The 20,850-nt window shown below is 31.0% G+C and carries 19 protein-coding genes; 11 read left to right on the top strand and 8 right to left on the bottom strand.

Going from position 1 to position 20,850, the window contains the following annotated elements:
* Positions 1–53 precede the first annotated feature (53 nt).
* The 3 genes from B0A57_RS02875 (at position 54) to B0A57_RS02865 (ending at position 3,458) form a co-directional block, all read left to right on the top strand.
* Positions 54–1,475 (top strand): CCA tRNA nucleotidyltransferase, encoded by a 1,422-nt coding sequence (locus tag B0A57_RS02875; RefSeq protein ID WP_034098417.1) that lies wholly within the window; start codon positions 54–56, stop codon positions 1,473–1,475.
* An 85-nt stretch (positions 1,476–1,560) separates the two neighbouring features.
* Positions 1,561–2,580 carry a COX15/CtaA family protein gene (locus tag B0A57_RS02870; RefSeq protein ID WP_011963757.1) on the top strand — a complete coding sequence of 340 codons (1,020 nt, stop codon included), beginning with the start codon at positions 1,561–1,563 and terminating at the stop codon, positions 2,578–2,580.
* Positions 2,581–2,684: 104 nt separating this feature from the next.
* Positions 2,685–3,458, top strand: coding sequence for a CDP-alcohol phosphatidyltransferase family protein (locus tag B0A57_RS02865; protein WP_011963758.1), 774 nt, complete (start codon positions 2,685–2,687; stop codon positions 3,456–3,458).
* A 92-nt stretch (positions 3,459–3,550) separates the two neighbouring features.
* On the opposite strand, the gene B0A57_RS02860 is transcribed toward B0A57_RS02865, so the two are convergent.
* The 7 genes from B0A57_RS02860 to B0A57_RS02830 form a co-directional block, all read right to left on the bottom strand.
* Positions 3,551–4,312, bottom strand: a complete 762-nt coding sequence (locus B0A57_RS02860; protein WP_034098420.1) for a LytR/AlgR family response regulator transcription factor — start codon at positions 4,310–4,312, stop codon at positions 3,551–3,553.
* Positions 4,313–4,381: 69 nt separating this feature from the next.
* Complete coding sequence (locus B0A57_RS02855) at positions 4,382–4,732, bottom strand: 2TM domain-containing protein (protein WP_038466876.1); 351 nt, start codon at positions 4,730–4,732, stop codon at positions 4,382–4,384.
* 7 nt (positions 4,733–4,739) lie between these two features.
* The gene (locus B0A57_RS02850) at positions 4,740–5,045 is read right to left on the bottom strand and encodes a 2TM domain-containing protein (protein WP_011963761.1); all 306 of its coding nucleotides are present in this window, start codon (positions 5,043–5,045) and stop codon (positions 4,740–4,742) included.
* A gap of 21 nt (positions 5,046–5,066) precedes the next feature.
* Complete coding sequence (locus tag B0A57_RS02845) at positions 5,067–5,387, bottom strand: 2TM domain-containing protein (protein ID WP_038466873.1); 321 nt, start codon at positions 5,385–5,387, stop codon at positions 5,067–5,069.
* Between the two features lie 2 nt (positions 5,388–5,389).
* Positions 5,390–6,757: a histidine kinase gene (locus B0A57_RS02840; protein ID WP_034098425.1), complete on the bottom strand. Its 1,368-nt coding sequence runs from the start codon at positions 6,755–6,757 to the stop codon at positions 5,390–5,392.
* Positions 6,758–6,815: 58 nt separating this feature from the next.
* Entirely contained in the window at positions 6,816–7,436 is a 621-nt protein-coding gene (locus B0A57_RS02835; RefSeq protein WP_011963764.1) for a hypothetical protein, read from the bottom strand.
* Between the two features lie 121 nt (positions 7,437–7,557).
* The gene (locus B0A57_RS02830; RefSeq protein WP_034098548.1) at positions 7,558–9,711 is read right to left on the bottom strand and encodes a TonB-dependent receptor; all 2,154 of its coding nucleotides are present in this window, start codon (positions 9,709–9,711) and stop codon (positions 7,558–7,560) included.
* Between the two features lie 440 nt (positions 9,712–10,151).
* Here B0A57_RS02830 and B0A57_RS02825 point away from each other — a divergent pair, with 440 nt between their 5' ends.
* The 8 genes from B0A57_RS02825 to B0A57_RS02790 all read left to right on the top strand — a co-directional run bounded on the left by B0A57_RS02825 (position 10,152) and on the right by B0A57_RS02790 (position 20,245).
* A complete protein-coding gene (locus tag B0A57_RS02825) occupies positions 10,152–11,378 on the top strand; it encodes a T9SS type A sorting domain-containing protein (protein WP_034098427.1) in 1,227 nt (408 codons plus the stop codon).
* Between the two features lie 86 nt (positions 11,379–11,464).
* Positions 11,465–12,004, top strand: coding sequence for an IS1096 element passenger TnpR family protein (locus B0A57_RS02820; protein WP_011963768.1), 540 nt, complete (start codon positions 11,465–11,467; stop codon positions 12,002–12,004).
* A gap of 89 nt (positions 12,005–12,093) precedes the next feature.
* Complete coding sequence (locus tag B0A57_RS02815; RefSeq protein ID WP_052079113.1) at positions 12,094–12,405, top strand: four helix bundle protein; 312 nt, start codon at positions 12,094–12,096, stop codon at positions 12,403–12,405.
* 56 nt (positions 12,406–12,461) lie between these two features.
* On the top strand, positions 12,462–13,520 hold the full coding sequence (locus B0A57_RS02810; protein WP_011963770.1) for a nucleoid-associated protein: 1,059 nt from the start codon (positions 12,462–12,464) through the stop codon (positions 13,518–13,520).
* 205 nt (positions 13,521–13,725) lie between these two features.
* Entirely contained in the window at positions 13,726–14,649 is a 924-nt protein-coding gene (locus tag B0A57_RS02805) for an ABC transporter ATP-binding protein (protein ID WP_011963771.1), read from the top strand.
* Positions 14,650–14,684: 35 nt separating this feature from the next.
* Positions 14,685–15,521, top strand: a complete 837-nt coding sequence (locus B0A57_RS02800) for an ABC transporter permease (protein WP_011963772.1) — start codon at positions 14,685–14,687, stop codon at positions 15,519–15,521.
* Positions 15,522–15,535: 14 nt separating this feature from the next.
* Positions 15,536–17,809 (top strand): T9SS type B sorting domain-containing protein, encoded by a 2,274-nt coding sequence (locus B0A57_RS02795; RefSeq protein ID WP_034098429.1) that lies wholly within the window; start codon positions 15,536–15,538, stop codon positions 17,807–17,809.
* Between the two features lie 39 nt (positions 17,810–17,848).
* A complete protein-coding gene (locus tag B0A57_RS02790) occupies positions 17,849–20,245 on the top strand; it encodes a T9SS type B sorting domain-containing protein (protein WP_034098431.1) in 2,397 nt (798 codons plus the stop codon).
* Between the two features lie 34 nt (positions 20,246–20,279).
* Here B0A57_RS02790 and gldD read toward each other — a convergent pair whose 3' ends face one another.
* Complete coding sequence (gene gldD, locus B0A57_RS02785) at positions 20,280–20,843, bottom strand: gliding motility lipoprotein GldD (RefSeq protein ID WP_034098550.1); 564 nt, start codon at positions 20,841–20,843, stop codon at positions 20,280–20,282.
* Between the last annotated feature and the right edge of the window lie 7 nt (positions 20,844–20,850).

Below are 20,850 nucleotides of genomic sequence, written 5' to 3'. Positions count from 1 at the left end.
GTTTTATATTATAGTTTGTCATTTCGACCAAGGAGAAAATACAGAAACAAGAAATGAACTATAAATCAGCACTAAATAACAAAATTTTTGAAATAATTTCAGAAGCTTCCCAAGAACTTAGCATAGATAGCTATGTAATTGGCGGGTTTGTACGTGATTTGATTTTAAAAAGAGAATTTAAAAAAGACATAGATATTGTTGCAGTAGGCTCAGGAATCGAGTTGGCACTAAAAGTTTCAGCATTATTACCACACAAACCTAAAGTACAAGTTTTTAAAACATACGGAACAGCGATGCTTCGTTTTGAAGATACTGAAATAGAATTTGTTGGAGCAAGAAAAGAATCTTACAATCTCGAAAGTCGCAATCCTGTTGTAGAAAACGGAACGCTTGAAGATGACCAAAACCGTCGTGATTTTACAATAAATGCCTTAGCAATTTCCCTAAACAAAACCAATTACGGCCAACTTTTAGATCCTTTTGATGGCTTAACCGATTTAGAAAACAAAACAATAAAAACCCCTTTAGATCCTGATATTACCTATTCTGATGATCCTTTGCGAATGCTTCGTGGTATTCGGTTTGCAACACAATTGGGTTTCGCCATTGAAGAAAATTCTTTAAATTCTATCGCTAAAAATACCGATAGAATAAATATTATTTCGGGCGAACGAATTGTCGATGAATTAAATAAAATCCTTTCGTCAGATAAACCCTCAATAGGATTTTTATTATTGTTTAAAACAGGATTGTTAGATATTATTCTTCCAGAACTAACCGCTTTAAATCAAGTAGAAGAAATAGAAGGTCATACACACAAAAACAACTTTTACCACACGTTAGAAGTCGTTGATAATATTTGCCCAAATACCAATGATGTTTGGTTGCGTTGGTCTGCATTATTACATGATATTGGCAAAGCACCAACCAAACGTTTTAATAAAAAACAAGGCTGGACTTTTCACGGACATGAGTTTTTAGGAGGTAAAATGGCAAAAAAAATATTCGAACGTTTACACATGCCCCTAAATCAAAAAATGAAATTTGTACAAAAAATGGTTATGATGAGTTCTCGTCCCATCGTTTTGTCCGAAGATATTGTGACTGATTCTGCAGTGCGCCGTCTCGTTTTTGATGCTGGCCAAGATGTAGAAAATTTAATGACTTTGTGCGAAGCCGATATTACCACAAAAAACCCAAATAAGTTTAAGAAATACCATAAAAACTTCGAAATTGTACGTCAGAAAATCATCGAAGTAGAAGAACGTGATTCTGTCCGAAACTTTCAACCGCCAATTACTGGTGAACAGATTATGGAAATTTTTGACATAAAACCAGGTAGAGAAATTGGCGTTTTGAAAGAAGCTGTAAAAGAAGCCATTTTAGAAGGGGAAATTCCAAATGAATACCAAGCAGCCTATAAATTTGTTTTAAAAAAAGCTGAAAAATTAGGTTTAAAAAAAGTGTTAAATTAACAAATAATTAATATTTAATTATAATTTGTTTTAAAACAAAAAATATCTAAACCATATAACTTTACATGTTGAAAATTTATAATTAATGAAAAATAATAAATCTGTAATAATCTGGTTACTTTCGGGGTGCTTTTTAGTATTTATAATGGTTGTCGTGGGCGGAATCACAAGATTAACAAATTCTGGTTTATCGATGACAGATTGGCATCTAGTAACCGATACGTTCCCTCCGCTTACTGAAGCTAAATGGGAAGAAACTTTCGAAAAATATAAGCTTTTTCCAGAATACCAAAAAATAAATATTCACAACGATTTTACACTGTCAGATTATAAATTTATCTATTTCTGGGAATGGTTTCATCGATTTATTGGCAGAATAATTGGATTGGTTTTTATTATTCCTTTTATTTATTTCTTGATAAAGAAAAAATTGAATACCGAAACCCTAAGAAAATGTGCAATTCTACTAGGAATGGGTGCTTTTCAGGGTTTTTTAGGCTGGTTTATGGTAAAAAGTGGTTTAATTGATGCACCAGATGTAAGCCATTTTCGCCTTTCATTACACTTAACTTTTGCTTTTATAACTTTTGCTTACACCTTATGGGTTGCTCTAGATTTAATTTATCCTGAAAAAAAACAAGTAATTCTCCCTTTACGAAATATCGCTAGGATTACTTTGGCAATAATAATTCTGCAAATTATTTACGGCGGATTTGTTGCTGGTCTTAATGCCGGATTAATACACAACCATTGGCCTTTAATGAGTGATGGGCAATTCTTTCACGAAAGTATTATTCTAGAAAAAGAGTCTTGGTTTGCAAGATTTACAGAAGGTAAAAGTGGTGTGCAATTTGTACACAGAACCATTGCTTATTTTGTAGCTGGATTAATAGTATTTTTAACCTTCAAAAGTAAAAAACATACACTTTCGTTAGAACAAAAAAACGGATTAAACGCATTACTTATAATTGTCTTTATACAATTTACACTTGGTGTGCTAACTTTATTATACAGCGTTCCGCTTTGGTTAGGAGTTATACATCAAGCCATGGCATTTATATTACTAGCAACTACAACTTATACTTTACATAGATTTAGTAAGTAATATTTAACAAAATACAAACTATTATTTATACAAAAAATAATAGCTAAAAAAGATTACTTTTGTAATCTGACTATATTGTCACATCTATTCGTTTTCACACTTAAATGTCTAAACTCGCTGCTCAGGATAAATTTTTAGATTTATCAGATTACGGAAGGTCTTTTGGAAAATTACTTGCCAATTCTCTCAAAAAAACACGCTTCACACCTATTCATGTAACGCTACTCTTTGGGCTCTCTGGTCTAATTGCAATTGGTTGCATATTGAGTAAAAATTACTTTTTTGCAAGTCTTTTTATCATACTAAAATCAGCAATAGATGCTGCAGATGGCGAACTTGCAAGACTAAAAAACACACCCTCGTATTCTGGAAGATATCTAGATAGTGTGTTTGATATTGTCTTAAATTTTATGTTTTTGATGACGATTTGTTACGTTTCTAAAACATCCTTTTTAATAACAATTTTAGCCTTTTTTTGTGTTCAATTGCAAGGAACTTTATACAATTATTATTATGTAATCTTAAGAAACAAATTAGTTGGAGGAGATACAACAAGTAAAGTTTTTGAGTATAAATCACCTCGTGCTTTACCTGGAGAGAGTCAAAAAACAGTAAATATTTTATTTAAAATTTACACCTTGGTTTATGGGATTTTCGATAAGATAATTCATTATTTAGATAGCAATGCTTATAAAGTAAAAACGTTTCCAAACTGGTTTATGACTTTGGTTTCTATTTATGGTTTAGGATTTCAATTACTCATAATTGCGGTGATGCTCCCAATGAATTTAATACAATATATCGTTCCCTTTTTTATCATTTATACGATACCTATGTTTGTTTTTATTGGGATTAGAAAAGTATATTTTAAAGCTTAAATTTACTATCAATAAAATTGATTGTAAACAACTAAAAAACTAAACACCATTACTTTAACATCACTTAGTTAATCATAAACTTTATTTAAAAATCATCCTATCCAAGATTTAAATTCTTGTACTTTTTCTCGAGAAACTACGACTTCTTCTTCTTTATAAGTTGGCAAAACAATCTTTAATCGTGAGTTAGAATACAAGATAATTTCTTTAACAGATTTTAAAGGAACAATAAATTTCCTACTAATACGAAAGAAATTTTCTGGATCTAAACCTTGCTCTAAAACTTCCAGAGTCAAGTCTATCAGGTAATTTCTGTTGTCGAAAGTATGAATATAGGTTCCTTTATTTTCACTAAAAAAACATTCTATTTCTTCTATTAAAATAATTTTTAGTTGTTGCCCTATTTTTACAATAAATCTGGTTTTGAAATTTTTATCAAACGGGTTTTGAAACATTTTTTTTATAGCTTCGAAATCTAAATTTACAGGAATATTTTCTGTTTTTTGAAATTGATTTCTGAATTTAAAAATAGCAATTGACAATTCATCGTCATCAATAGGCTTCAACAAATAATCTATCGAATTTAGTTTGAAAGCTTTTAATGCGTACTCGTCGTATGCCGTTGTAAAAATTATTGCCGATTTTATGGTTACTTTTTCAAAAATTTCAAAAGATAATCCGTCAGATAATTGAATGTCTAAAAATATCAAATCAGGATGTTTATTATTAGAAAACCAAGCTATCGCTTCCTCGACCGAGTGTAGCATGACATCGACTTTTACTCCAAGTTTATCGAGCTTGCGTTGTAATAATCTTGCTGCTGGTTTTTCGTCTTCAATTATTATAGTTTTCATGTTTTTAGGTTCAAAGTTACAACGATACAAGGTTTCTGAGGTTTTGAATCTCGGAACCTTACCACTAATTTACTCCCATTTCTCGTCTTTATCATTTTCTATTAGCGCTTTGATTTTCTTTTCTTCCCATTCATTTCCAAAAAATATATTTTTACCAAAAACAGATATTCCGTGGGCTACTAAACCAACGCCCCAATACAGCCCACTCGAAAAGGTTTCCCAGCGCCAAAATATTTCACTTTCTGATTGATGCCTGAGGTAACTACTGCAAAGAAAAAAGGCATTTACCAGAATATAAACCAATAAATGAATATAGAAACTTTTTATCCTTTTTACTCTTTTTAATGCCCTGTCATAACGCGTGTTAGAACTTATGTTACTTAATATATTGTCATCAAAGAAACGATTATTCATTCTCATTTTATACTTATTTAAAGCGTTCTTTTGTCCTTTTTTCGATGTCTATAAACTCTTTTATCTTTTTTTCTTCCCAATCTTTTCCAAAAAAGGGCAACCACTGAAAAATAATCATACCGTGAATAACAACCCCTACGCCCCAACCCAATAATGGCCAAAAAAACCATAAACACTCGGGGGAGGTAGCAAAATTAATTGCTAAAAGTATAAGATTTACAAGAATATAAGAAACCAAATTTCCGTAAAAACCCTTAATTTCGTTTACTCTTTTCTTTGCGGCATAATAGCGATCTTCATTATGATATTTATTTTCCATGATTATCTCCAGATTGTTTTTTCAGATTGTTTTTTCAGATTGTTTTTTAATCATATTTTTTATTTTTTGATCTTCCCATTTTTCCCCAAAGACCTTATACTCAAAAAACATTCCCAGCACAGAGATTAAATAAGCGACTATCCAGATTGCCATGGCAAAGTAATTGATATGTTTTATTGGGAAAAAATTAAGTTTCATTTTAAAATATTCTTTTAAAACAAAAATAATAACACCAATACTAAAAACAAAAGTGTGTATATAAAATCCTTTCAGCCTTGCCACCTTGCTTTGAGCTATATTTAAAATTTCTTTATTTTGATAATAATTTTGATTTTTTTTCATAATTATTTGCAATTGTTTTTATCTTGTTTGTCTAAAATTTCTTGAATTTTTCGTTCTTCCCAATGGGTTGTATATCCAAAAATTTTGAAGGCGTGCATCATTAAACCAAATCCCCAACCCACAGCAGAATACCAAAACCATTGAAATTCTGGCGAAAATCTTAAGTTTATAAAAACTAAAATAGGAATCACACAACAATAAGATATTAAATTACCATAAAAACCTTTTAGCTCTTCTACTCGTTTTTTTGCACGATAATAGGCATTATTTTCTGCATAATTAGCGTTTGTTTCTAATACAGTTATTTGTTTTGTTAGTATGGGTATTCTTACGCTAAATGTGTTTTCGGTTTGTTCGATTAGGACTTTTCTATTAGAAATAATCCCGTAACGGTTAATGATGTTTTGCAATCCAAGACCTTTTCTATCTTGCAAAACGTCTTTCTTCTGAAAATTATTTTGAATGACTAAATAATCACTATCAATAAAAATCTTAATATGCAACGGTTTCTGTTCTGAAACCACATTGTGTTTCACTGTATTTTCGAGTAATAATTGTAATGAGAGTGGTACTACTTTTGCGTCTTTTATTGCTATAGACGGAGCAATGTGATTAATTGTTATTTCGTATGTTAAACTATTTTCGAAACGCATTTTGAGCAAGTTCATATACGTTTTTGCGAAAGCTAATTCCTCATCGACCGAAACTAATTCTTTGTCTTTTTGTTCGAGAACATATCGATAAATTTTAGATAAAGAAGTGGTAAATCGTTGTGCGTTTTCGGGATTTTCTTCGATCAAAGAGCTTAAAACATTTAGGCTGTTAAACAAAAAATGTGGATCGATCTGATTTTTTAAACTTTCAAATTTTGCGGAAGCTGTTCCTGCAATAATTTTCTGCTCGATAACTTCTTTTTTACTTACGTTTTTCCAGTTAATCATAAAACTTCTGGCGTGCATAAAGGTAGATATACCAAGGGATAAAATAATATAAAAAAGATGTATTAAAACGATTCTTTCGCTAAAAAAATCGGCGATTGGTAGTTTCATTAATATAACAAAAATAACATAATTTACACCCAAAACTACTGGAATTGTATATAAAATAGTGGCTATAACCCCCAAATAAACTCGCAAATTTGTTTGTTCTAACCAATCCCAATTTTTATCTAACACATTATTTATCAATCCGTTGCCAAAACCAAGTCCGAAAGAATACAAAGAACTAATTAGAAAGGAGAATCCAATATTTTCGAGGCTATACTCCTGATTGATTAGCACCGAAATTAAGGTAAATAGGACCGAAATTTTCAGACAAGCAATAGTCCCTTTTTTAATCTCTGAAAAAGTACGTATTCTCTGATTCTCCATTTTTTCATCTTTTTTAAAAGCAATAATAAAATTCTGAATATTACAATTTATTGCTTAATTATTTACAATTTTTTATTGCTGCTGTAGCTCTTTCTAATCCCCATTTTGGCGAAAAAACTGTTTCTGGCTTAAAAGTAGCAAAAAGTCCGATAGCTTTTTCTACCTCCCCGCATAATTGTTTTACATCGGCGCCAGTCCATTTTGCACCACCTATTGCAAATTCGGCTTTGCAATATACCACTCTTGGATTTTCTGGAGCTAATAAACTTGCTAATGCGTAAATTTGGGCAATTTTAGGCGAAAGTGTCATACCGTAAGCCATAGGATTAGAAGCCAGCAATGCTGTTTTTGCCATAGCCTGAATAACTAAAAGCTCTGCATTGTTTTTGTTTTTTGCTAATTCGATATCTAAAGCGGCATTTGCTTTGTCTAGAAAAACAGATACTTTTTCTTTATTTTCTGGTTTAAATGCTTCCGTTGTGTTTACTAACGCCACATAATAGTTAGGCAACCAACTACTTTTTTCTGCCGATGCTATTCGCTCAAACATGTCCGATGCTTCGGTATTTTTTCCTTCTTTCCATAATCCGAATGCTTTGCCCATACCCTGCTCAAATTGAGTTTGCGCACTTACTAAACTGGTTACAAAAAATGCGATAGCGATGATAACTTTTGTCATAATTTCTAATTTTTTAATTGTTTTAATTCTGATGTAAATTTATATTGATTGTTTTTGTTTTAAAATTGATTTTTACTGAACTGTATTTTTATGATACTGAATTGTAAAATACCCTCTTGTTTTACAAATCCTTCAATTGATTTGTTTTTTTATTAGTACTTATCGTCCAGAAAAAACCTACAAAAAAGAAACGATTTGCTGGTGGCGTGATGGCTTGACTCTCATAAATATTATTACTATTTTTAGCATTGGCATATTGATATCCGTAAATAGCATTAGTATTTAACAAATTAGAAATACTAATATAAATAATTTTTTGTGGTCGCAAAATATAAGCCCAACCTAATGACAAATCAGTATATGATTTTGTTTTTTCTGCCATAAAATTATTGGTATTTGGATCATTATAAGGTCTTCCTGAACTATACGAATAGGTTAATCCTAGCTGAGATTTTAAACTTTCTATCCAGTATTTTGTTACTACCGAAACACTATTTGTGGCCACAAAACTAGGAGTAACTTGTTGTGTGTAATTTTTGTAATTTCTTTTAGAATCTATATAGGAATAAGAAATAGCATATTCTAGGTTTTTAATAGTTTTGCTGTCTTTCCAGAAAATATCTAAACCTTTAGCGTAACCAAAACCATCATTATTATAAGTACTATTGTAAGTTGCCTTATTAGAATCGTATTTTATTAAATTAGAATAATCTTTAAAATAAGTTTCTACACGAAGCATTTTTCCATTAGTATTATACATATAATTTAAAATATAATGAGATGCTTTTTCGTAATCTAAATGAGGATCGAATTTTAGATAATCTTGTTTCGCTGTTTGATTAAAAGTACCGTATGCTACAGAAAACTGACTGTTTTTAGCCATTTTATAACCAAAAGAAATCCTTGGTTCTACCACAAATTTGTCAACTACAGAAGCATTCGAACCACGAACTCCGAGATTTAATGCTACTTTTGGACTAAACATGATTTCGGCTTCGGTAAAAAGTGCTGTTTGTACGTTTTTATATCCATAATTAATAGCAGAATGAGTTGTTGCCGTATAGCTTTCATCAAAATGGGTGTTAAAAATTTCTGCTCCAAAATTCAATTTAAAATAATTAGAAAACGATTCTCGAAATTTTAATTTATAATGAAAATCCCTTTCGGTATTATTTAATTTATCTGAAACAATACCTATTGTATTTTTGTTATAACCAAAACTCAAACCAGTTTGAATTTGTAATCTATCACTTACCTCACCTTTATAAGACGAATTGATATAAAAATTATCGTTGTGTAAATCGAACCTAATTTTATTGGAATAATTAATATCTTCCTGATTCAAATCTAACGAAGTATGATCGTAAGTAACATACAATTTAAACAACCCTTTGTTGCATTTATAGCGATAAATACTTTGTCCAGAAATAGCTTGTACAGGTTTGTTCCAATCTGTTTTTTGAGGAACAACTAACTGATAGGGTGCTAGGTTAATATAGCTGACATCGAAACTCAAAGAACTTTTTTTAAATTTAGATGTTTTTCCTATTCCTAAACCCAAAGTCATAATGCCTATATTAGTCACATCGTCTGCAGGTTCGTTTATAGAATTCATGAGTAAAACGCTAGACAAAGCAAACCCATACTCGGCAGAATAGCCTCCTGTAGAAAACGACATATTACTAAATAAATTAGGCGAAAACCTATTTCGAGTTGGCAAATTACTAACCGAAGCGTTGTAGGGTTGCGACACTCGAATACCATCTACATAGGTTTGGGTTTCGTCGGCTTCGCCACCACGAACAAAAAGCCGACCGTCCTCTCCTACCTTTTGTGTTCCAGGCAAAGTTTGCATTGCAGCAACAATATTGGCATTAGAACCTGCCGTGGTATAAATATCCATAGCTTTTAATGCCGTAATTTTAGAATGATCGCCCGCCCTAAAAGTTCCTGCCGATATAACAACCGCATCGAGCATATTAATGCTTTGTTTAAGAACGATGTTTTTGTTTTGATAATTAGTTACATCGATATTAATTTTTAAAGTTTCGAAAGCCATCAAACTAAGTACTAAAACTTGATTGCCTTTTGCTGATGTTTCGAAAATAAAATCTCCATTTTCAGTCGATGTTGCTCCGTCATAAGTGCCTTCAATAAAAATATTAACGCCAGAAATGGGAATGTTTTTTTTATCGACAACTTTGCCTGAAACTGTAATTTGGGAAAAACCCATGATTGATAATAATAAGATTACAATGTTTAATATAATTTTCATAATGTTTTTTTGATAATGCAAAGTTGAATTATAACCAATAAATTTGAAATTTATATTTACTGAATTGTAGAAATATAATGATGAATTGCTATGCTTTTTTTGGGCTAAATTTTTATTAATTACCCCGTTGGACATAATTAATAAAAATTTAGCCTTTTAAAATATAAACCAAATAAAGAGATACAAAAAAGAGTTCAACAAACTAATTATTAGCCCACAAAACTATGTATTGCATCATTTTATGATTAATCTTACTGAAATAATAAATACACAATTCTTTATCCTGCCCAATTTGCATATTTATCTCGAATACAGAAGATCATTAAAATAATTAAAATTGCTGTATATTTTTTTTATATATCATTCTTACGAAAACAATAGCATTGTACATCAGTCTTTTAAAAAAAAAGCTGTATATTTGTATCCCTAATTTTTAAAAAATGAAACTTAAATTACCTCTAATTATTTGGATACTTTTATTCTTTACTACAATATATTATACACAAGCCCAAGAAAAAAAAATATTATTTGTAGGTAATAGTATTACCTATTTTAATGATATGCCCATACTATTTCGCAACATTGCAAATAATAAAGCCAAAAATGTGGTCACCCAAATGTACGCAATAGGCGGAAAAGGATTTGTAAACCATGTCGCAGATCCTGCTGTATATAATTTGTTTAAGAATAATGTTTGGGATACTGTCGTATTACAGCCAGGAACTGGTGAGTCTTCGGGTACTTCCTCTACGGTAAATACAACAATACAACGTGGTCAAAAACTAATAGATTCTATAAAAAAGTATAGTCCTTGTGCTAAAATTATATTGTACCAAATCCCTTACGGAGTGCCATCGTCAACTACTTATCCAGCTTATTTTAATATACAAACTAAAATTAGGGATTCTATTATAAAAATGGCCGATAACCTACATGTCGCTTTTGCCCCTGCTGGAGAAAGTGCCAGAATGCATTACACTGCACAACAAGATTTACTACTACATAGTAGTTACAATGATATTCACCCAAACTTAAACGGATCTTATTTAGTTGCCGCAACAATGTTTGCAACAATTTTTCAGGAACCAGTAACAGGAAGTACTTTTTATGGAGGATTAACACAAGCAACTGCCGAATATTTTCAGGGTATAGCAGATCAGGTTGTTTTGCCCAATAAACCTTTATGGCGCATAAATAATTTCGATCTTCATGCCGATTTTAATTTTATCGTAAATTCTAATTTAATTTCTTTTACCAATACCTCTAGCAACGCTACTTCGTTAGAATGGGATTTTGGAGATGGAGACATATCTACAAATAACAATCCAACACATATATACACAACCCTAGGAATTAAAATTGTAAAGCTAAAAGTAATTAGAAACAATTGTGAAGAAACAATAGAAAAAGAAATCGTTATAAGAACACTCAATACCAACTCATTTGAGAAAAAAGCGCCGTCAATTTATCCGAACCCTACTTATTCGCAACTTAACATTTCAAACACTAACGAATTTAATATAAAAATAACCAATTCTATAGGCCAGGAAGTATTTACTAGTAAGCATCTAAAAAAAACATGGCAAATAGATGTGTCAAATTATAGTACAGGTATTTACTATATAAACATTCAAAACCAATCGGTTTATAAATTTATTAAACTATAATTAAAAATCTTATCAACAAATCGTAATTTGTAATTCGTAATTCGTAATTTATATTTTACCTTTGATGCTTTAATAAAAATACGATTATGGTTTACAAATTCAGAGTAATTCTTGACAATGAAGACGATGTTTTTAGAGATATTGCAATACTTGCCGATGATACTTTAGAAGATTTGCACAATGCAATTTTCAATTCATTTGGTTTCGACGGAATGGAGGTGGGCTCTTTTTATACTTGCGATGATACTTGGAATCAGGAAGATGAAATTCCCCTTTTTGATTCAGGCGATATACTTGGCCAAATGAAAATCATGAGCGATTACTTGCTTTCTGATATTTTAGACAAGGAAAACAGAAAAATAATTTACGTTTACGATTTTATAAACATGTGGACATTTCTAGTAGAACTAGCGGCTATCGAAGAAATATCTGCTAGTGCAACGTATCCAGAAACTATTTTTTCGCATGGAGAAATGCCAGACGATTCTGGCGAAAAAAACTTCCTTGCAGATCAAGACGAAGAAAGCTATAACGAATATGAAGATGATATAGACGACGAAGATTTAGATATGTTTAGCGGCGATGATAGTTATGAAAATTACGGATTCGAAGATAATTGGAATTAAATTTTGAGCTGCAAAGTTATTAAGGCACAAAGGTTTTAAGAAAATAAAAAATGAGCACATTTAGGGATCTACTAAGTTAGCAAAAATCGATGGCTTTAGTAACCGAAGTGTATCAAATGACTAATACATTTCCTAAAGAAGAAATTTACGGACTAACATCACAAATAAGAAGAAGTACAATTTCAGTTCCAAGCAATATTGCCGAAAGTTACGAAAGACACGGAAATAAAGATTATTTAAAATTTCTAAACATAGGAATTAGTTCTCTTTTCGAAATGCAAACACAATTTGAAATTGCATACAATTTACAATATATCAACGAAATTCAATTTAACAAAATAAACGAAGAAAGTAAGAGAATGTTAAGTTCATTCATCAGAAGAATAAAAGAAAGAGTTTAATTATCTGCTTTTTCCTCTGAACCTTTGCCACTTTGTACCTTATACCATTAAAAAAAATGATTAACCTTTTCAACACACATATCGAATCCCTTTCTATTCACAGAGTAGGAAATGTAAGTCGTAACGAGGATATGTTTTTATCTGAAAATCCTTATGGGTTAAATGACGAAATCATGCCATTACTAAAGGAATATTTCCTTAAATCATTTCGGGAAAAAGAAGAAAATTATTTTCAGTTTGCTCACGAAGTAGATTTAGAATATAATGAAATGTTTAAATTTGCAACCGAAATTTTCGAAAATCCAAGCAAAACTCATGACATTTCAAAAAAAATAACCAAACATCTTTTCGAGCAATCAAACCATCCACATATAAAAAATGGAGAAGTTTATGTAACGCATCTTACCAATATTTCTATCGATAATAATGTTGTTGATGCTATAGGAATATTTAAAAGTGAACTTAAAGCCGATTTTCTTCAGTTTGAAGAAAAAGGAACAACGCTAGAAATGATCTTGCAACAAGGAATTAATTTGAATAAACTAGACAAAGGTTGTTTAATTTTTAATTACAAAAAAGAAGAAGGTTATAAAATTCTTACTGTAGATAGTAATCGTTATGATGCTCGCTATTGGCTAGAACATTTCCTATCGGTAGATGCTTTTCAGGATGAAAATTTTAAAACTAAAAAATATTTAAAATTTTGTCAGGATTTTGCAAAAGATGTTGTTTTTCCTGCAGAAGACAAGAAAGAAGAAGTCATGTTTATGAACAGAGCAGTAAATCATTTTGCAAAAAATGACCAGTTCGAAGAAAGCAATTTTTTGAATGAAGTTATAGATAACCCAGATCTAATTTCAGAATTCAAGAACTACAAAGTAGACAAAGGCGAGAAATACAGTATCGAAGATTTAACTAGTTTTCCTATTGCAAACGCTGCGGTTTCGGATGCAAGAAGAACCATGAAAAATGTAATCAATTTAGATACAAATATTCAAATAAAACTAGATTTTATAAACCCAGAAAGCGCCGAAAAATTTGTAGAAAAAGGATGGGACGAAGAAAAACAAATGTATTATTATTTGGTTTACTTTAATAAAGAGCAAAAATCCTAGTGCATTAGTTTAATTTTACAGACTAAAAAATTGTGAAGTTGAATATATAAAATCTCACCGCAAATTCACAGATTATTTAACAAAAACTGCGAATTTGCGGTTTGCTTTTTTTTTTTAGAAGTTGCAAAAAAAATAGTCACTATTTTTTTTGTAACAAAAAACAAACGCTTTCGTCTTACTATAATTAATCAAAAAATAAAACCTTTTGGAAACTATTCTTACAATTACCAACCTTAATAAGATTTACAACAAACATGTTCATGCTGTAAAAAACCTCTCGATCAAAATTTATAAAGGCAATGTTTATGGGATTTTGGGACCAAATGGTTCAGGAAAATCGACAACATTAGGAATTGTTTTAAATGTAGTAAACAAAACATCAGGAAGTTATAGTTGGTTTGACGGAAAAACACAAACACATGAAGCGCTAAAAAAAGTAGGTGCTATTATCGAGCGCCCAAACTTTTACCCTTATATGACGGCTAAAGAAAATCTAGAACTAGTTTGCAAAATTAAGAACATTAATTATGCTAAAGTTCAAGAAAAGCTAGAATTAGTAGGACTCGTAGATAGAAAAGATAGTAAATTTAGCACCTTTTCGTTAGGAATGAAACAACGTTTGGCTATTGCTTCTGCCCTACTTAACGATCCAGAAATTTTAATCCTAGACGAACCCACAAATGGTTTAGACCCTCAAGGAATACATCAAATACGGGATATTATTAAGCATATTGCTTCGCAAGGAACCACTATTTTACTGGCTTCGCATTTGCTAGATGAAGTAGAAAAAGTATGTACCCATGTTTTGGTCTTACGAAAAGGCGAAATGCTATATTCTGGAACAGTAAACGGAATGACAAACAACGAAGGTTTTTTTGAATTGAAATCTGAAAATCATCAAACATTAAAATTAGTTTTAGCAAACCATCAAGCTGTCGATAAAATAGTTGAAGAAGAAGGAAAAGTCTTAGTTTACTTGAAAGGAAATTTAGAACCCGCAGATTTAAACAAATATTTATTTGATAATAATATTAGTTTAGAACATCTTGTAAAACGAAAAGTAAGTTTAGAAGAACAGTTTTTAGAACTAACAGCTAATCATAGTGATAACAATTTCAAAAATCGATAAAAAAACTTTAACAATCTCTGTGAAAAAATAAAACCATGAAAAGATTATTATCTATCGAATTACAAAAAATTTGGAAAAATAAAGCAAGTCGTGTTTTAACAATTACCTATTTTGTATTGCTTTCCTTTATTGCATTAATAGCTTCAATTAAATTTGATTTAGGTGCTTTTAAATTAAATCTTGCCGAAATGGGAATATTTAATTTCCCTTTTATTTGGCATTTCAATACTTATATTGCTGCAATATTAAAGTTTTTCTTGGCTATAGTCATCGTATCTATGATGGCAAACGAATATAGTTATGGTACTTTAAAGCAAAACCTTATTGATGGCATGAGTAAAAAAGAGTTTATTTTATCTAAATTTCTTACGGTTATTTTATTTGCTTTATGCTCGACCGTTTTTGTTTTTGTAATGAGTATAATTCTTGGTTATAGCTTCTCGTCTTATACAGAATTGGGGATTGTATTTTCGGGTTTAGAATATATTTTAGCCTTTTTTGTAAAATTGGTTGGTTTTTTCTCTTTCTGCTTATTTTTAGGCATTTTTGTAAAACGTTCTGCCTTTGCACTAGGATTTTTATTTGTGTGGAATATTGTGGAAGGAATTGCTAAAGGAATGCTAACTTTTAAAATTTTCCCTAATAGCAATACCGCTCAAAATATTACGCAATTTTTTCCATTAGAAGCAATGTCAAATTTGATAGTCGAACCATTCTCTAGGTTGTCAGTCATTAAAACCATTGGTACACAAATAGGTGTAAACAATATTAAGGATTATACTGTACATTTTACTACAATTCTTATTGTTTTGGTCTGGACTGTTATATTTATGTTAATGTCTTATAAAGTTCTAGAAAAACGAGATTTGTAGTATATTTGTAAACTATGAAATTACATCTGCAAATTTTTATTTTTAGTATTATCTTATTTGTATCTACAAATACATTTTCGCAATACATTCAAATTACCGACAATGTTACTGCACAAGATTTAGTACAAAACACACTCATAAATAGTTCCTGTGCCCTTGTTTCAAATTTTTCTGCAACAGGCGGAAATTTTGAAACTGGAAAACAAAGTTATGCTTATTTTAATGCTGGAACAAGTGGTTTTCCTTTCGCAAAAGGGATTGTACTTAGTACAAGTAGAGCAGCTTCTACTAAAGGCCCAAACAACAGTTTATTAAGTGAAAATGCAACTGGCTGGTTTGGTGACACAGATTTAGAGCAAGCGCTAAATATTTCTAACACATCAAATGCAACTATATTAGAATTCGATTTTATACCCTTTGCAAGTAACATCAGTTTCGATTATTTGTTTGCTTCCGAAGAATATCATGGTACTGCACCTTGTAAATACTCTGATGGGTTTGGTTTTTTGCTTAAAGTTGCGGGAAGTTCTGCACCATATCAAAATTTAGCTTTAGTACCTAACACTAACATGCCTGTAAAAGTAACCTCCGTTCACAGAGATATTCCTAACGGTTGTTCGGCAATAAATGAAACGTATTTTGGCAGTTATAATGGCCCAAATGCATCTATAAACTTTAACGGGCAAACTGTTGTCATGACGGCAAAAGCAACGGTTATACCTGGTACAAAATATCATATAAAATTAGTTATTGCCGACGAAACAAATCCGCAATATGATTCTGCCATTTTTCTAGGCGCAGGAACCTTTCAGGTAGGTACAGATCTTGGAGAAAACAAACTCATTGCTACAAAAAATCCGCTTTGTCAAGGAGAAACCTATCTATTAGATGCTACAGAAGCTGGTATAAATAGCTACAAATGGTTTAAAAACGGAATCGAAATTATTGGACAAACAAATCCAACATATCAGGTTTCGACAACAGGAACATATAGTGTAGAAGTAAGTCTTGGCGCAAAATCATGTATTGCAAAAGGAAAAGTAACTATTGAATATAGCCCCATACCAGTACTTAGCAATAAAACTTTAGTGCAATGCGACGATGATAATGATGGAAGCACTATTTTTAATCTTACCAAACTAGATGATTTGATTAAAAATTCAAACGACAATACATTAAGTGCCGTAACTTATTACGAAACCATTGGTGGTATTGCTATTACAAACCCATCAAATTATACTAGTATTCCTAAAACCATTTTTGCCGAAGTTTCTAACTCTAATAACTGCAAAAGCATTGCACAAGTAACATTACAAATTAACAACACAGTCTATTTGCCTTATCTAAAGAAAAAATGCGATACAGTTGGAGCCCAAGACGGTATAACTTCTTTCGATTTAAATACTGAAATTACTCCCAATATTGCCCCCGGATTAGTCGTTAAATATTATGCTACAAAAAATAATGCAATAACTCAAAATAGCCCACTACCAAATAATTATACGAACGTAATTGCAAATAGTGAATCCATTTTTGCCCGAATTATTAATGGGCCTGATTGTAGCGGAATTATTGATGTGAATTTGAAAGTTGATGTTTTAAAACCAGATAATTTTGAAGATGAAATTATTGGTTTGTGCCAAGGATCATCTGTTTTTTTAAGCGTTGACCCAATTTTTTTAAACTACACATGGAGTAATGGTGATGCTAATTTTGAAACAGAAATTTTTACCCCTGGCAATTATTCGATAGAAGTTACAAACTCAAACGGATGCAAAGCAACTAAAACATTTATCGTACAACCATCGGCACCAGCCACAAATATTGATGCTGTGATAAATGATTTTTCAGAAAACAATAATACAATAACTATTACTTATACCAACAATGGCGGCGATTATATATTCTCGATTGATGGAGTAAACTATCAAGAAAGTCCCGTTTTTACAAATATTTCTCTTGGCGAGTACACCATTTATGTAAAAGATAAAAATGGTTGTTTGCCAACTCCATCAAAAGTAATTTATGTATTAGATTACCCTAAGTTTTTTACACCAAATGGAGACGGAATAAATGACACTTGGATAATACAAAATATAAAAATTAGACCCAGTGCGACCATTAATATATTTGACCGATTTGGAAAATTATTAAAACAATTAGATTCGAATTCTGCAGGCTGGAACGGAACTTATAATGGCGAAAACTTACCCTCCGACGATTACTGGTTTGTGCTAACCCTTTTGAATAACAAAACTATAAAAAATCACTTTATACTTAAGAGATAAATAACTACTTTTGGGGGATTAAATTAATTTTTTACCAAAATGAAATTATTAAAAAACGTTACTTTTTTTATTTTTTTGCTTATTTCTCAAACCATATATTCTCAAAATGACTGTACAGATGCACTAACAGCTTGTGGAAACAACAGTTACACAGACCTATATATAACTGGATCAGGAGTTAACGAGATATCAAATGCTAACACTTGCGATGGAAACGAAACAAACTCATTATGGATTAAGGTTAATATTAGAACTGCTGGTACTCTCGGCTTTACTTTAACACCTCAAAATACAAATTTAAATGTCGATTTCGATTTTTATATTTTTGGACCTACTGCAACTTGCGGAAATTTAGGTAATGCAATCAGATGCTCAACAACAAACCCTGCTGCTGTAAATGCCACAAATAATACCACAGGAATGAATGGCACCGAAACAGATACATCGGAAGGTCCTGGAGCAAACGGAAATAGTTTCATAAAATGGCTAGACGTGCAAATAGGAGAAACTTATTACATTGTTATTGATCGTTTTGATGGTAATAGCAACTTCTCGATCAACTGGACAGGAACAGCAACCTTCAATCAGCCTCCTACAATAAATACCAATCCCAATGCGGAAAACACTTTGAACATAGAAAAATGTGACTCTGACAACGTACAAGATAATAAAACAAGTTTCAATTTTACTCAAAATGCTACTTTAGCTATTGGAAATCAAACTGGTGTTACAGCTAGTTTTCACACATCTCTTAACGATGCCACGGTTAATGCAAACCCTATAACAAACTCTACTAATTTTAGGAACACATCAAATCCTCAAAATATATACATAAGACTTACAAATATTGCTACAAAATGCTTTACCACATCAGGTTTCTCACTTCATGTAACTCCGTTTGATACAAATAATCCAAACGACCTAAAAGAATGTGATTTAAATAATGATGGTTTTGTTACTTATACACTTTCAGCCAATAATGCAACGCTAATTAATGGAAATTCTGATATTGCTGTATCCTACCACCCAAACAACAATGACCTTATAACCTTAGCCAACAACTATACTAACCAAACTGCTTTTACAAATGAAACTATTTGGGCAAAAATTAAAAATACAGTAACAGGTTGTTATGCTTATAAATCTTTAAATTTAATATTAAATAAAATTCCCCCTACAAATCCTACAACTCTTATTCAATGTGATTTAGAACTATTTCCAGACGGATTAACAACCTTCAATTTAAATGAAGCCAATGCCTTTTTAACAAATAACGATACAAATCTTTCAACAAAATTTTATTTAAATCCTACAGACGCCCAAAGCCAGTCAAATTCAATAGCACCAAATTTTCAAAATACAACAAACCCTCAGGTTATATCAGTTCGAGTTATTAATAATACAACAGGATGCTATTCTATTACAACTCTAACACTAAAAGGAATTACTAATCCAACCCGAAATGTTACATTAGAAGAATGCGATGACGATGACATTACTACCATAGGATTTACAAAATTTAATTTATCCCAAGCTGGTTTTGAAATTTCAGGAAATACAGCTACTTATTTTCAAAATTTAAACGATGCCTTATTAGAAGAACATGCAATTGCTACACTATTTACTAATACACAAGCTAACAACCAAACCATTTATGCTAGAATAGAAAATGGAAATAACTGCAAAGAGATAAATTTAATTACTCTTAAAGTAAATCCGCTACCTTCTTTTGAAATTCAGAACAATGAAATCTTATGTTTAAATAACCCCACAAAGCCCGTAAATTTAATAGTAAAAACAATTGATGACCCCAATTTATATTCATATAAATGGACACCTAATGAACAAATTACGCAAAATATTAACACATTTTTACCAGGAAATTACGCTGTAGAAGTTGAGAACAAATTAACACATTGTAAAAAATCAAGAAGTATTACCATAACCCCTTCAGAAACAGCAATAATTAAAAATATAACGATTACAGATTTAGTTAACAACAACACTGCGGTAGTAAATATTTCTGGTACTGGAGATTATGTTTATAGCATCGATGAAGAATTTGGACCATTCCAAGAAAGTAATATTTTTTCTAATGTTACAGCTGGAATACATCAAATATATGTTAAAGATTTAAATGGTTGCGGTACTGTTCCTCAAGAAATAAATGTGTTAGGAGTTCCTAAATATTTTACACCAAATGGAGATGGAATACACGATTATTGGAATGTAGAAGGTATAACCGCCACTTTTAATGCCAATACTACTATTACCATTTTTGACCGTTTCGGAAAATTAATAAAACAAATTTCTCCTTTAGACCAAGGTTGGGACGGAACAGATAACGGACAAAAACTTCCCGCAACAGATTACTGGTACACAATTCAGTTTGAAAACGGAAAAAACATAAAAGGCAATTTTTCTTTAAAACGATAATAAATAGAAAAGGCTCAAAAACAGGAGCCTTTTCTTATTTCCATTTTAAACTTTCCATCAAAATTCGCAAATCATTTTTTATATAATCCGCTGCTGGTAATACCGAATCGTAATTGGGTTTTGCATAAAAATAAACAGAACCTACAAGAAAATGTTTCGTACTATCTGTTAAATAAAATTGTGATTGCGAAGCTGCATTACCGCCCACTTCATAAAACATTCCGTATGCTTTTCTTTCTTTGTTTGCATAAGGTTGCTCGCTAATCCCGTCCGCTTTTATAACATGTTCGTAAGTTAGTTTTTGAGCATCACGCAACAAATCCTTTAGATTGTTATTTACAGATTTATAATTCAAATAAACCGTTGCTTTTAACTTTGGATAATCGATATCGAAATTACAATTACCCTTATCTACAACCTTTCCTAATGTATTATATTGAAATGTATAACCGCATGTTTTATCGAAATTTGAATACTTGGGTTTTGGGTAATTTAGGCTCAAATAAGCTTTAGGTTTAGGCAAAACATCGTCTTTACAACTAACAATGCAAGTTGTAATACCTATAAAAAAAAGAGAAGTAATATATTTATTAAACATTTTTTTT

It is taken from the genome of Flavobacterium psychrophilum DSM 3660 = ATCC 49418 (assembly GCF_002217405.1).
GTDB lineage: Bacteria > Bacteroidota > Bacteroidia > Flavobacteriales > Flavobacteriaceae > Flavobacterium > Flavobacterium psychrophilum.
Note: the sequence above shows the minus strand (reverse complement) of the source record. Positions and strands in the feature narration are given on the sequence as shown.